The 13,416-nt window shown below is 70.0% G+C and carries 13 protein-coding genes and 2 pseudogenes; 12 read left to right on the forward strand and 3 right to left on the reverse strand.

Annotated elements, in window-relative coordinates:
• Window positions 1-184: helix-turn-helix domain-containing protein (locus KVT45_RS44090; protein ID WP_217555208.1), on the reverse strand; the 184-nt coding region annotated here is incomplete at its 3' end.
• A 36-nt stretch (window positions 185-220) separates the two neighbouring features.
• Here KVT45_RS44090 and KVT45_RS44095 point away from each other — a divergent pair.
• The 6 genes and pseudogenes from KVT45_RS44095 (at window position 221) to KVT45_RS44120 (ending at window position 4,998) form a co-directional block, all read left to right on the forward strand.
• Window positions 221-1,018 (forward strand): alpha/beta fold hydrolase, encoded by a 798-nt coding sequence (locus KVT45_RS44095; protein WP_217555210.1) that lies wholly within the window; start codon window positions 221-223, stop codon window positions 1,016-1,018.
• Window positions 1,018-2,022 (forward strand): annotated as a pseudogene (locus tag KVT45_RS44100) (IS481 family transposase). The gene KVT45_RS44095 and the pseudogene KVT45_RS44100 overlap by 1 nt, the downstream one beginning before the upstream one ends.
• A 9-nt stretch (window positions 2,023-2,031) precedes the next feature.
• Window positions 2,032-2,883, forward strand: a complete 852-nt coding sequence (locus KVT45_RS44105) for a class I SAM-dependent methyltransferase (protein WP_308311047.1) — start codon at window positions 2,032-2,034, stop codon at window positions 2,881-2,883.
• Between the two features lie 119 nt (window positions 2,884-3,002).
• Window positions 3,003-3,422, forward strand: a pseudogene (locus KVT45_RS56980) (DUF6232 family protein); the annotation flags it as partial.
• 178 nt (window positions 3,423-3,600) lie between these two features.
• The gene (locus KVT45_RS44115) at window positions 3,601-3,966 is read left to right on the forward strand and encodes a hypothetical protein (protein ID WP_308311048.1); all 366 of its coding nucleotides are present in this window, start codon (window positions 3,601-3,603) and stop codon (window positions 3,964-3,966) included.
• Between the two features lie 720 nt (window positions 3,967-4,686).
• Entirely contained in the window at window positions 4,687-4,998 is a 312-nt protein-coding gene (locus KVT45_RS44120) for a DUF6234 family protein (protein ID WP_254648245.1), read from the forward strand.
• 186 nt (window positions 4,999-5,184) lie between these two features.
• Here the strand turns inward: KVT45_RS44120 and KVT45_RS44125 are convergent, their stop codons facing one another.
• Window positions 5,185-5,328: a hypothetical protein gene (locus KVT45_RS44125; RefSeq protein WP_217555216.1), complete on the reverse strand. Its 144-nt coding sequence runs from the start codon at window positions 5,326-5,328 to the stop codon at window positions 5,185-5,187.
• A 151-nt stretch (window positions 5,329-5,479) separates the two neighbouring features.
• Between KVT45_RS44125 and KVT45_RS44130 the strand changes: the two genes are divergently transcribed.
• The 3 genes from KVT45_RS44130 (at window position 5,480) to KVT45_RS44140 (ending at window position 9,686) form a co-directional block, all read left to right on the forward strand.
• A complete protein-coding gene (locus KVT45_RS44130) occupies window positions 5,480-6,193 on the forward strand; it encodes a VOC family protein (protein WP_217555218.1) in 714 nt (237 codons plus the stop codon).
• Between the two features lie 575 nt (window positions 6,194-6,768).
• Entirely contained in the window at window positions 6,769-7,827 is a 1,059-nt protein-coding gene (locus KVT45_RS44135) for a glycoside hydrolase family 19 protein (protein WP_217555220.1), read from the forward strand.
• Window positions 7,828-8,519: 692 nt separating this feature from the next.
• Window positions 8,520-9,686 carry an MFS transporter gene (locus KVT45_RS44140; RefSeq protein ID WP_217555222.1) on the forward strand — a complete coding sequence of 389 codons (1,167 nt, stop codon included), beginning with the start codon at window positions 8,520-8,522 and terminating at the stop codon, window positions 9,684-9,686.
• A gap of 31 nt (window positions 9,687-9,717) precedes the next feature.
• Here KVT45_RS44140 and KVT45_RS44145 read toward each other — a convergent pair whose 3' ends face one another.
• A complete protein-coding gene (locus KVT45_RS44145; protein ID WP_217555224.1) occupies window positions 9,718-11,400 on the reverse strand; it encodes an alpha/beta-hydrolase family protein in 1,683 nt (560 codons plus the stop codon).
• A 184-nt stretch (window positions 11,401-11,584) separates the two neighbouring features.
• Here KVT45_RS44145 and KVT45_RS58235 point away from each other — a divergent pair, with 184 nt between their 5' ends.
• The 3 genes from KVT45_RS58235 to KVT45_RS44160 are packed head-to-tail and all read left to right on the forward strand — an operon-like array spanning window position 11,585 to window position 13,412.
• Window positions 11,585-11,878: an arginine deiminase family protein gene (locus KVT45_RS58235; RefSeq protein WP_217555226.1), complete on the forward strand. Its 294-nt coding sequence runs from the start codon at window positions 11,585-11,587 to the stop codon at window positions 11,876-11,878.
• Window positions 11,879-11,891: 13 nt separating this feature from the next.
• The gene (locus KVT45_RS44155) at window positions 11,892-12,596 is read left to right on the forward strand and encodes a CPBP family intramembrane glutamic endopeptidase (RefSeq protein WP_217555227.1); all 705 of its coding nucleotides are present in this window, start codon (window positions 11,892-11,894) and stop codon (window positions 12,594-12,596) included.
• A 36-nt stretch (window positions 12,597-12,632) separates the two neighbouring features.
• Entirely contained in the window at window positions 12,633-13,412 is a 780-nt protein-coding gene (locus tag KVT45_RS44160; RefSeq protein ID WP_217555229.1) for a maleylpyruvate isomerase family mycothiol-dependent enzyme, read from the forward strand.
• The last annotated feature ends 4 nt before the right edge of the window (window positions 13,413-13,416 follow it).

The raw sequence follows: 13,416 nt of genomic DNA on the forward strand, positions 1-13,416 counted from the left end.
CCTCGAACAGTCCGGCCTTGCTGCCGAAGGCAGCGTAGAGGCTAGAGGTGGAAAGCCCGAGGGCCGCGGTCAAGGTGCGGGTCGAGGTGCCGGAGTAGCCGCGTCGCCAGAAGAGGCGAGCGGCGTCAAGGACCGCACGGTCGCGGTCGAAGGCTCGGGGGCGTCCACGGTTGCGTTCGGTCACGCTTGCATTGTAGATCGTTCGCTCCATAATAGATTTATGGAGCGAACGATTCAGAAGAAGCTTGCAGTCAGCGGGGGCAGCTGGGTCATGGTCGATGTGTACGGGGAGCCGGATGCCCCGGGCCTCGTCGTCGTCCCGGGCGTGATGAGCGATGCGCATACGTGGCGCCACGTTGCGGGCGCCATCGACGCTTGGCCCTCAGTGGTAGTCGTAAACCGTCGGGGACGTGCCTCCTCAGGGCCGTTGACCAATTCCTACTCGCTGCGGACAGAAGTTGGGGACCTCTGCGTGGTCCTTGACGAGTTCGACAACGCGAGGGCCCTCTTCGGCTGGAGCTACGGCGGCTTGATCAGTTTGATGGCCGCCAACGATCGCCCGATTCCCCAGGTGATCGCCTACGAGCCGGTGATGCAGCCATTCGGACGCCATGCACTGCCGGACCTGAAGAACGCGGCGGAGACGGCGGACTGGGATCGCTGCGTCGAGATCGTCAATCGGCAGATCTCCGGCTTCTCCGCTGCGCATGTCGAGGATCTCCGGGCCGATCGGCACGGTTGGGCGATCTTGCGCCGCTTGAGCGGACCGCTGTACGCCGAACTCGGCGCGCTCAACACGACACCGCCTCCGGAGGTGACGGCGCGACAGGCAGATCAAGTCGACCTGATCATCGGGCAAAGCAACCGCGGAACGGCCCCCTACGGAACGTCGTTCGACCACGTGCGGCAGCACGTCGCTCACGCCGGAGTCCACGAACTCCCCGGCCAGGGCCACCTGGCCCACATTCAGGCGCCGGCAGAGCTTGGCCACCTGCTCAACAGCCTCGCCGCCGTCTGATGGGCACCCATGCCAACGCGCCGCTCTCCATTGAGGGCCGCAGGCGACTCGTCGAGCGATGCGTGTCACGTCCGATCGCCCACGTTGCTGCGGAGATGGGCATCTCCAGGGCATGCGCGTCCAAGTGAGTCAACCGGTACCGTCGTCATGGTGAGCTCGGCCTGCACGACCGGTCCTCTACACCCCACCGTCAACCCTCAGCCATACCGGGCGAGGTAGTGGAGCGGATCGAGCCGATGCGCCGAAACCACAAGTGGTCCGCAGGACGTATCGCCTTCGAACTCAGCCAAACCGGGCCCGCTGTGAGCCGTCGCACCATCACCCGGCACCTCGCCCATCTCGGTCTGAGCAGGCGACGATTCATCGACCCCGACGGCTATACCACGCGGAAACCACGCACAATCACCGCTCGCCGGCCGGGACACATGGTGCACATCGACGTGAAGAAGGTCGGACGGATACCTGACGGCGGCGGATGGCGAGCCCACGGCCGAAACAGCGACCACTCCCGGGCAGTCAGCCGGAACAAGAAGAAGACCGGCCGTGGAGGGTACGTGTACCTACACTCCGCGATCGACGGGCACACCCGCCTCGCCTACACCGAGCCCTTGCCGGATGAGAAAGCCTCGACGGCGATCGCGTTCCTGCACCGAGCCAGGGCGTGGTTTGCCGCACACGGCATCACCCACATCGAACGGTTCGTCACCGACAATGGCGCCTGCTACCGCGCCGACGCATTCACCCGCGCCCTACTCGGCTCACGGCACCAACGGATCCGACCGTACACGCCCCGGCACAACGGGAAAGTGGAACGATACAAGCGGATCCTGTCAGAAGAGTTCCTGTACGCGCGCACCTGGACCTCCGAAACACAGCGAGCCCAGGCGCTGGCAGTGTGGAACATCCACTACAACTACCACCGACCCCACACCGCCCTCGGCGGACAACCACCCGCAGCAACACTCGGCCAGACCGTCACCAACGTCCTGGCCTCATACATCTAGGCTGACGCGGTGACTGATGAGCAGGAGCGGGTGCAGCCGTCGGGAGTGTGGGCCACAGCGGTCGGGGTGGCCAGGGTGCGGGCGCTGGAGACCGAGCGGGAGAACGCGCTGTTCCGCGACCCACTGGCACAGGCCTTCGCCACCGCCGGTGGCCTATGGCCCTCCTCGCCGCCGCTACCCGATGACGAGGCCGCGCGCCGCCGTCGACTGGCCGTGGCGTTCTCCATCGTCATCAGGACGAAGTTCCTCGACGACCTGTTGCAACAGGCCTCCGCGTCCGGGGTCCGGCAGGTCGTGCTGCTCGGCGCCGGCATGGACAGCCGGGCCTTCCGGATGGACTGGCCCGAAGGCACCCGACTGTTCGAGGTCGACACCGCCGCACCACTGGACTTCAAGGCTTCGGTGCTGCGCCAGCAGCGGGCCGTCGCACGCTGCGAGCGGGTCACCGTCGCGGTGGATCTGCGTGAGGACTGGCCAGGCGCACTGGCCGCGGCAGGGCACGACCCGACCGCGCCGACCGCGTGGATCGCCGAAGGACTGCTGATCTATCTGCCCGAGGACGCGGTGGAGCTGCTGCTGGCCCGGATCAGCGCGCAGTCGGCGGCAGGCAGTCGGATGGGGCTGACATTGGGCTCGCGCGGCGTGATCGAGCGCTTCGGCGCGGACGCCGTGCCGGGATCGGCGGCATCCATGTGGGTCTCGGAGATGCCCGACGACCCGGTGGGCTGGCTGGCCGGGCACGGCTGGGAAGCCGACAGCCACACACTGCGCGAGCGCGCTGCCGCCTACGGCCGCCCGATCAGCACCCCGCCGCAGCGCGAGGAGCGGCCCGGCGGACTGATCTCGGCGGTCCGCTGGTAAACGCCTCCCGGTGACCCAACTTCAGTGGCAATCAGGCAAGGCCACTGTCACAGGACCCAGTCCAGCCCCACCGAGAGGGGCGAATCCCACAGATTGATCACGCCTCGATACGCACCCTAGTGGAGAGAACCGAAGCGTCCGGGTTCCCGGACATCCCGCCGCCGCCCGCCACCCCGCCGCAGGCGTTCCGCGCGATCGACCTGCGTGTCGGCAAGCGGCTGTTGTGGGTCGGCGGGGCCGCGTACCCGCTGGAGAACATCGCCCGGGTGCACACGTACATGCTCACGCCGAGGCGCTGGCAGGCCACGAGGCTCTTCCTGAAGCGTCTCGGGATCATCCTGTCGGTGGCGTTCGCACTGACCATCCTCGGCGGCATCACCGGGATCGCCAGCCGGGACACGGCGAGCACGCTCATCATGTGGGTGTGGCTGAGCTCGACGGCCGCGCTGCTCCTCTGCACGGTGGAGTGGCTGCAGGTGCTGTCGGCGACGCCACTGTACGTCCTGGCCGTGGAGACGTCCGGCCCGCCCATGGCCGTGGTGACGAGCGCGGACCCGCGCCGGCTCGACCAGCTGGTGGGCTCCATCGTGCACGCGATCGAGCACCCGGAGACGGAGTTCCACGTCACGGTGGACCGTCTCATGGTCAACCCGAAGAACTACTACTTCGGCGACAACGTCAACACGGCGGTACGGGCAACGTGGGAGTGGATCACGCATGAGCGGCATGAGCGGCAACAACTTCTACTTCGGCGACAACGTGACCATGCACGGCGGCACCGGGAACACCGGCATTGCCAAGCACCAGACACCGGCCGGGCCGCCCCCCGTCGACCCCGCCCTCCAAGCCGCCGTCGAGGAACTTCGCCGACTGGTCGGGACGCTGCGTGAGCAGGTCCCGGCCGCGAGCGCGCAGGCCATCGACGGCTCCCTGCCGGCCCTCACCACGGACCCCGGCACCGCCCCGCAGGAGCGGCACCGCGCGCTGATGGCCGTAGCGGGAATCGCGGCGACGGTCGGCGCGGTGGGCCAGCCGACGCTGGAGGCGGTGAACCGGATCCTGGGGCTGCTCGGCGGCCAGTAGGCGGCCGAACAGCCCCCGACGGACAGTCCGCGACGCTGCGACAGGCCCGCCCGGCTGCGCAACGGTCCCAACCCCGCGCCTCCCTGCGTGAGGCCGCCGCCCAGGGCCATTCTGATGGCTCTTGGTCGGGCGCCTGGCGACCGGTCCGCCCGACGCCGGGCGTCCCGTGAGACGTCGACCGCCTCGTCAGGCCCACCCGCTCCGGCCCGAGGACGGCGCCAGGATTCGCCAGAAGCGCCCTGGACACACCGGCTGTCCAGGGATTTCGCAACCTCGGACGTGGCGATCACGGGCCTATCGCTCGACATCACCTCGCAGCGCCCTGCTGACGACAGTTGGCGGGCCCAGAGCGAGTCGGAGACGCCCGTGATCACCAGACGCTCCAGAGATGCCAGCCGCTGCGTGACGTTGTGCTTGCGCTGCAACGCCCGCTGCGACATGCCGCCTTGATGGTCACGGCGGATCGCTGTGCACAGATCGATCTTCGATTGCGACGTCTCCATAAGGCCCCCATCACCTCGAAACGACTCCCGCGCTGAGGCTCTGGTCCATTTCTTGTGGTGTGGCCACGCTGAGCGAAGGTTCGGACAGGCAGTGGGCCAACACCTCCCGCAGCGAGTACGGGCCTGTGGTGAGTAGCCGTACTCATGTGCAGAGCCCGTCACAGCCGCATGCTGACCTCATGTGGTTGACAGGCTGTCATGGGCGCCGGGGGTGAGTATGGAACGCGGAAGTGAACCGTCGACCGGTCAGCAGGTTGGGGTCAGCCTGGCTCTACTCATCCTCGACTTGATGGTCATTGCCTGGTTGGTGTTCCGCTATGGGATGACGGGCTGGGCCGACAGCTACGACCAGGGCAACTTGCCCCGTGCGCCCGAGATGGCGTGGCAGGGAATGTGGCTCCTGGTCGGCGGTGCGGTCGTCACCGGCGGCGGCCTCCTTGCCCTGCGGTGGCGCATTCCGGGCATCATGCAGTTGATTGTCCTGGGAGTCGGAGCAGGACTGCTCGCCGCCTTGGCTCCTTCTGACTAGGGTGCGTCCACCGACAGCCCCTCCCCGCCAGTGCGGCACCACGATCGCCCCGACCACCCGCACCGGCCGGCCGTCGGCCGTCGGCCCCAACGGCTACTCCGCGACCGGCTCCCCGTCCGAACCGGACATCTCCGCGACCACCTCGGCCACCGTCACCCGCGTCACCCGTGTCACCCGCAACCGGGATCACGCATCCCGATCTTCATCCAGGCGCACCGTCAACTCCGCGATCTGGAACTCGAATTCCTCGACCCGCACCCGGGCCCCAGCCTCCCGCGCCTCCAACTCCTCGATCAACGACACCATCGACACCGCCTCCTCCACCGTCACGGTAGGAGGACAGCGATCCGACAACAGCCCCGATCAACAAATCGGCAGCTCAGCACTTCCGCGCAGGAGAGCTGTACTTATCCTCGTTCGAGGCGCTGACATGGCGCCCTGCCGACAGTTGGCACTCAACGGACCGAGGAAGCGTGAGGCAATGACCAGCCGACTCATCGCACTCTCCTTCGACGCGCACCAGCCGGACCGCCTGGCGCATTTCTGGTCAGGGGTCCTGCGCTTGGAGAGAGCCGACGATTCCTACAACGGCGTCGCCCTGATGTCCGGTAATGACGCCGGATACCGCCTCGGCTTCCGTCTCACCCAGGCGCAGAAGGTCGCCCAGAACCGGCTGCACTTCGACCTGACCAGCTCCTCCCTGGAGGACCAACGGGAGACTGTGGCCCGAGCGCTCGACCTCGGCGCGCGGCACGCCGACGTCGGCCAGGGACCGGACGCGTCCCACGTGGTGCTCGCCGACCCCGAGGGCAACGAGTTCTGTGTCATCGAGCCGGGCAACGGTTTCCTCGCCGGATGTGGCTCCATCGGAGCGCTCGCCTGCGATGGTTCGCAGGCCGTGGGCTACTTCTGGAGCAAGGCGCTGGGCTGGCCGCTGGTCTGGGACCAGGACGAGGAGACCGCCATCCAGTCGCCGAACGGCGGTACGAAGATCACGTGGGGCGGTCCGCCATTGATGCCGGACCCCGGCAAGGACCTGCACTTCGACCTCGCACCGGACGGCGATCAGCAGGCGGAGGTCGAACGCCTGCTCTCCCTCGGCGCGAAGCGTCTCGACTCAGCCCACGGCGAGGACGGCGCGGTGCTGCTGGCCGACCCCGACGGCAACGAGTTCCGCGTGCTCACGCACGAGTGAAGCCGGAACCCCTGGGAGCCGCGGTCGGCGGTTGCTGCGGCGGGGAACGCAGTAGAGATTCGAACAGGTTCCCCACCAACAAACCGGCAGCTCAACGCGTCCCGCGAGGAGAGCCACCCCCATCGCCGTGCGCGACGAGCGCGCCGACCACCGCCTGGAGGTCCTCGACGGGCATCTCTCCGGTGGTGCCCCGGCCAAGCCCAGGGGTTCGGCGGCGGCGTCCCCTCCCCCAACCTCGCCCGGGGCACGGCCGCGAGTGGGGGCGTCGGGGTGGGATCGGAGCCGTCCTCGACCTCCTCAGTGGAGGCTCTGTCCGCGGCGGGCCGGGCGATTCCGTCGGCCAGGGCGCGCAGGTGGGCCCGGACGGCCCCGGACGGCCTTCTCCTGGTCGCCGACGAGGACGGCATCGGTGCGACACACGGTGGTCTGTCCTGACAAAAGTCCTTACCTGACCCTTGACTGGTCTGGACCAATCACGCTTTGCTGCTGGGGTCACCACTCGCCCCCTACCTCTGGAGTGGCACATGAGCGCAACCATGCCCGGCGGACTTCGCAGACCCATATATGGCAGGTGCATGACAGCGCTGCTGGCCGTCCTGGCCAGCCTCCTCGGCACGTTCACCGTCCTCGGCGCCGCGAGCCCCGCGGCGGCGGCGGACTGCGCCGCGGCCTGGAGCTCCGCCGCGGTCTACACCGGCGGCATGACCGCCTCCTACAACGGCGACAACTGGCAGGCCAAGTGGTGGACACAGGGCGAGACGCCCGGCGTCGCCGCAGTCTGGGCCGACCAAGGAGCCTGCGGTGGCTCCAGCGGAGGAGGCACCGGCGGCAGCTGCAACTACCCCGCCTGGGTGGCCGGACAGTCCTATGCGACCGGCGCCATCGTGAAGTACACCCCCAATGGCCAGTACTACATCGCCACCCACGACAACCCCGGATACGACCCCACCATCAGCACCTGGTACTGGTCCCCCTACAGCTGCACCGGAGGCTCCGGTGGAGGAGGCACGGGCGGCGGCACCGGCGGATTCGTGGTCAGCGAAGCCCAGTTCAACCAGATGTTCCCGAACCGGAACTCCTTCTACACCTACAGCGGCCTGACGGCCGCGCTCAGCGCCTACCCCGGCTTCGCCACCACCGGCAGCACCACCGTGCAGAAGCAGGAGGCCGCGGCGTTCCTGGCCAACGTCGACCACGAGACCGGCGGCCTCGTCTACATCAACGAGGTCGACCAGTCCGGGAACTACTGCGCGAGTGAGCCCTACGGCTGCCCCGCCGGGACCTACGCCTACTACGGGCGCGGCCCGATGCAGCTCAGCTGGAACTTCAACTACAAGGCCGCCGGCGACGCCCTCGGCGTCGACCTGCTGGACAACCCCGGCCTGGTTGCCTCCGACTCGGCGATCTCCTGGAAGACCGGCCTGTGGTACTGGAACACCCAGACCGGCCCCGGCACGATGACCGGACACAACGCCATGGTCAACGGCGCGGGCTTCGGCGAGACCATCCGCAGCATCAACGGCAGCATCGAGTGCAACGGCGGCAACACCGCCGAGATGCAGGACCGCGTCAACGACTACCTCTCCTTCACCTCCATCCTCGGCGTCCCCGCAGGCTCCAACCTCACCTGCTGACCGCCAGCCATCCGCCCCGCCCCGCCCCGCCTGGTAGAGCGAACGACCTCTGCTGGATATACGACGCATAAGCCGTGAATCCTGCCACGACCAGCGCGCACAGCGGCCGCACCCACGCCTCGGCATCGAGGGCCCGGCGAGCGATCTGACGCTCGCCGGGCCCTTCACGCGGGAAATCCCGGGAAATCGAGAGAACTCGAGGGAGCTCCTGACGGTGCGCCAGAACATATGCCCAGGTCAGCGGCAGTGCAGGTCAGGCCCAGGATGCCACGGGAACGAACGAACTGTCCTGCCGGGAACTGTTGCGATTTTGCTCCGACATGCACAAAGACTGCGGTCGCGAAAACCCAACGACGACCCGAGTCGATCTAGGCAAGGTCGGCCAGGACGGCCTGGACCTGTGCATCGACGACTGCAGTCCCAGCCGCATGCCGGGGGTCCTTCTCCTATGAGGTGGCTTTCCAGGCCCCGGTTCGCCCCCTGTGACACCGCGGGCTTCGTCAGCCACCTCGTGCCGCGCCTGCCAGCCGGTGAAGCAAGCCGGTAAACGGCACCTCGATCGGGATACAGACCCAGATGTGCGACAGGTCCGGCCCACCTCACCCCCGGGGCCGACACCCTTGCCCGAGTCGGCAGTACTCACCTAGCCTGAGTTTGTGCCGCTGATAAACAAAACCCGGACGCACAACGCCGTGCCCGGCAACACCCTCACCCGGCTCCGCATCGCCCTGACCGTCTTCTTCGCCATGGACGGCTTCGTCTTCGCCGGATGGGTCGTCCGCATCCCGGCCATCAAGGAACAGACCGGCGCCTCGGCCAGCGCCCTGGGACTCGCCCTGCTCGGCGTCTCGGCCGGAGCCGTCATCACGATGATGTTCACCGGACGGCTGTGCCGCCGCTACGGCGCCCACCCCGTGACCGTCGTCTGCGCCGTCCTGCTCTCCCTCAGCATCGCCCTGCCCCCGCTCACCCACTCGGTCCTGGCCCTCGGCGCCGTACTGCTCGTCTTCGGCAGCGCCTACGGCGGCATCAACGTGGCGTTCAACAGCGCCGCGGTCGACCTGGTACGAGCCCTCCGCCGCCCGGTCATGCCCAGTTTCCACGCCGCTTTCAGCCTGGGCGGCATGATCGGCGCCGGCCTGGGTTCGCTGATCGCCGGAGTACTGTCCCCCACCCAACACCTGCTCTGCCTCACCGCGATCGGCCTGCTGGTCACCCTCCTGGCGGGCCGCACTCTCCTCCGCACTCCCCCTCCCGGCACGCCCGAGGACAACGCACCGCAGGCGGCGTCCGCACCGCACCGCCCGGCACCCCGCACCCGTCTGCTCGTCGTCACGTTCGGTCTGATCGCCCTGTGCACGGCCTACGGCGAGGGGGCCATGGCCGACTGGAGCGCCCTGCACCTGGAGCAGGACCTCGGCGCCGCTCCCGGCGCGGCCGCCATCGGCTACTCCTGCTTCGCCCTCGCCATGACCGTCGGCCGCCTCAGCGGCACCAGACTGCTCGAGGTCCTGGGACAGACACGGACCCTGGTGTTCGGCGGCACGACCGCCGCGATCGGCATGCTGCTCGGCGCACTCGCCCCGGCCCTGTGGGCGGCCCTCCTCGGATTCGCGATCACCGGACTCGGCCTCGCCAACCTCTTCCCCGTCGCCGTGGAGCGCGCGGGCAGGCTGGCCGGCCCCGAAGGAGTCGCCATCGCCTCCACCTTCGGCTACGGCGGCATGCTCCTGGGGCCGCCCGCCATCGGTTTCATGGCGGACTGGATCTCGCTGCCCACCGCCCTCACCACCGTCGCCGCCCTCGCCGCCACCGCCGCGGCCATCGCACTCCTGACCCGGCGCACGGCAGGGCACTGACCGACGTCTCCGCCCGATCCGTCGTGTCGCCTCAGTCCAGCAGCCCCGGCTCCCGTACCGACTCCAGAACCCCGGCGAGTCTCGCCGTGTCGGCTGCCGTCCATCCAGGTGGACTCGTGATCTCGGCCCACGCGCTCGTCGGCAGGGTCCCGTACCGGTGGCCGAATCCGTCCGGCACGCTGTCGGCGCCGGCCAGGTCGCACGCCACCTGCCAGAACGTCAGCAGCGGATACCACTGCATCGCCGGTGAGACGTCCCGGGCCCGCGGCCGGTCCAGCCAGTCCGGCTTGCGGAAGGCGAGGCCGGGCGACCACCAGACGACCGGGTCGGAGCCGTTCTGGAGGTAGACCGCGCGGGGCTCGCCCCAGGGCGCGGCCGGGATGCCGTAGTCGGCCGGCACCTGCGCGAAGCGCACATGCGCCCCGTCGTCGACCACCGGCCGCCATTCGGGGCTGCCCGGCTGCCGTTGAGCGGTGACCGTCTTCCACAGCGGGTTGTCGTAGGTCGGCCCGACGAACAGCGCGCCCCCGGTCTCCGCGACGAGCGTGGACAGGGAGCCGTTCATGGCGGACTCCATGGAGAAGGAGCCGAGGCTCTCCCCGTAGACGAGGAGTCGGGGACGGGAGCCGGCGGGGAGCGTTCGCCACTTGGCGTAGACGGCGTCGAAGAGGGCACGTCCGGTGTCGGCGGCCTCGTCCTCGGTGAGCGCGGAGACCCAGCTGGGGAGGTAGGAGTACTGCATGGCGACCTGCGCGGTGTCGCCGCCCCACATGTACTCCAGGGGCTTGCTGCCCTGGTCGTTGATCCAGCCGGTGCCGGTGGTGCCCATGACGGCGAGGATGCTGCGGGAGAAGCCGCCGGTGCGTTCGAGTTCGCGTACGGCGAGGGCTGCGCGTTCGTCGAGGCTGTCGGCGGAGCGCAGGCCGACGTAGACCCGTACCGGATCCTCGGCCGGGCGGCCGGTGAAGGCCGCGATGTCGGTGCGGGGTGTGGCCGTGCCGACGAAGTCGCGGCCCTTTGCGCCCAGCGTGTCCCAGGGTGCGGCGGACTCCGGGCTGCCGGAAAGGGTGGGCAGGCCGGGCTGGTGGACGCCCTCGGTGGTGCCCTGGTCGGCGAGGGACGCGGCGCTCTCGATCGCGTCCAGTGCCGCGCGCAGCAGGAAGCCCTGGACGACTCCGACGATCACGAACGCGGCGAGGGCGACCCCAGTGGCGTACGCGACGGGGCGTGGCAGGTGGGCGCCGAACGCGCGGGCGGCGAGGCGGGTGCCGAGCCGTACCGTACGGCCGGCCAGGAGCAGCAGCGTCCCGACGAACGCGGCCACCACCGGGACGAGCGCCCACTGCCACCAGACGATGTGCGGGGGCAGGGTGACCGCCCGGCGGACCTGGCCCTCCCAGCGGACGCTCCAGGCGGTGGCGGTGACCACCGCGGCGGCGCCGAGCACGCCCCGGGCGGCCCAGAGGGTACGGCGGGCCCGCGGGCGGATGCGGGCGCCGGCCCAGCGGAGCAGCAGCCGGGCGAGGGTCTCCACGACCGCACCGACGGCGTAGCCGACGGCCGCCGAGACGCCGGCCGCGAGTCCCTGGAGCCACCAGGCCCGTGGGAGCAGGGACGGGGTGAGGGACAGGCAGTAGCACAGGACCGCCACCCCGGTCCCGCCCCAGCACGGCCGCCGCCGGACCACCCGGTCGGGCCCCGCATACCGGCGCATCCGCTCCGCCGTCCGCCGGGTCCATTCCTTCGTACGATTCAGAGCCCTGCCCGCACCACTCACTTGGCCACCTCGGAACCACGATCGGCCACCGCACCGGCCGCCGCATCCGGAAGATCCTTCAGGGCCGCACTCCGTCCGGGAAAAGGTGCGAAGCCTCGCGGGGTATCCCATCGTGGTGGACATGGCCGAGGCCCGGACGACCGAGAACCCCTGCTCCACACCGCCTGCGGCCGGGCTGAGGCCGCCCACGCGGACCGCGCTGGTGGCCGGCTCGACGGCCGGTGCCGGGGTGTTCGCCTTCCACGGGCCGGATCCGGGCGTGGCCGTCCGCCACGACCGCACCATCCGGACCAACACCCTCCTTCGGAAGCCGGGCATCGAGGTCGTCACCGTCGTCGGCGCCGAACCGGGCCGGGGACGCGACGGCGGGCGGTGCACGTGCTGCCCGCCGCCGCGCGCCCTGGTCGGGTTCTGACACCCCGCCCGGCATGCCGCTCCCCCGGCTCCCCACCCGTACCGCCGTGGCGGCGGTGGTGGCCGTCCTGGTGCCGGCGAATCTGCTGGACAACCGTTGGGCCGGGTCCTGGATCCTGCTCACCGCGGTCGTCGCCTCGGCCGTTCTGGTGGGGCTGCTGTTCTGGGCCGGGGGCAGCTGGTCGGAGCTGGGGCTGGGCCGGAACACCCTTGCGGACGGGGTGCGTTGGGCGGCGGCCCTGATCGGGATCGTCGCGGCGGTCTATCTGTGCGCGGCCCTGCTGCCGGTCACCCGCGGGCTGTTCGCGGACCAGCGTACGGACGCGCTGAGCGGCTCGGAGATCGCCTTCAAGGCGCTGGTCGCGGTACCCGTGGGGACGGTGCTGCTGGAGGAGACGGCCTTCCGCGGGGTGCTGTTCGCGCTGCTGTGCCGCCTGCGCACGGCCACGACGGCGGCCGTCCTCTCCTCCGTGCTCTTCGGCCTCTGGCACATCCTGCCCTCGCTGAACCTCAACAAGGACAAGCCGACGCTGGGTTCGCTCTTCGGGCACTCGGTCGCCGGGGCGGTCCTGGTGGACGTCGGCGCCGTGCTGTTCACGGCCGTGGCGGGCTGTCTGCTGTGCTGGCTGCGTGATCGCAGCGGCTCCCTGCTGGCGCCGATGGCCCTGCACTGGGCGGTCAACGCCCTGGGGTACGCGGTGGGGTTCCTGCTGCGCTAGCTCCGGGATCGGCGGCGCATCCGGCAGACTCGCGGCATGGAGACTGCCGAGTTCCTCGAGATCCTCGACCGGGAGGGCCGGTTGCTGGCCGCGGCCGCCGAGGAGGCGGGGCTCGACGCCCCGGTGCCCGCCTGCCCTGACTGGCAGGTGCGCGACCTGCTGCGGCACACCGGTGTCATCCACCGGTGGGCCGCCGGTGTCGTCGCCGACGCCGAAACCTCGCCCCGCGCCATCCCGGACCCGCCGGACATCGACGGCACCGAGCTGACCGCCTGGTACCGGGAGGGCCACCGCCGGCTCGTCGACACCCTGGGCGGCGCACCGCAGGACATGACGTGCTGGACCTTCCACCCCGCCCCGGTCTCCTCACCGCTGGCCTTCTGGCTCCGCCGGCAGGCCCATGAGACGACCGTCCACCGGTACGACGCCGAGGCCGCACGGGGCGGCCCGGCGTCCCCGGTCGGCACGGACTTCGCGGTGGACGGCATCGACGAACTGCTGCGCGGCTTCCACGCCCGCGCACGCAGCCGGGTCCGCAGCGAGCACCCGCGGGTGCTGCGGGTGCGCACGGTGGACGCGGACGGGGCATGGACGGTACGGCTGTCGACACGACCGCCGGTCACGGAACTCGGCGCGCCCCATGGCGGCACACCCCATGGCGGCACACCCTATGACGGCGCACCCTATGGCTCGGCGGCCGAACTCTCCGGTCCCGCCGATCAGTTGTACCTGGCCCTGTGGAACCGGGTGCCGGTGCCGACGGTGACCGGCGACCCGGAAGTGGCCGGCCTGTGGCTGACGAACTCCGGTATCTGACCGC

Origin of the sequence: Streptomyces sp. GbtcB6, from assembly GCF_019091475.1 — a bacterium.
In the GTDB taxonomy this organism is placed as follows: Bacteria; Actinomycetota; Actinomycetes; order Streptomycetales; family Streptomycetaceae; genus Streptomyces; species Streptomyces hyaluromycini.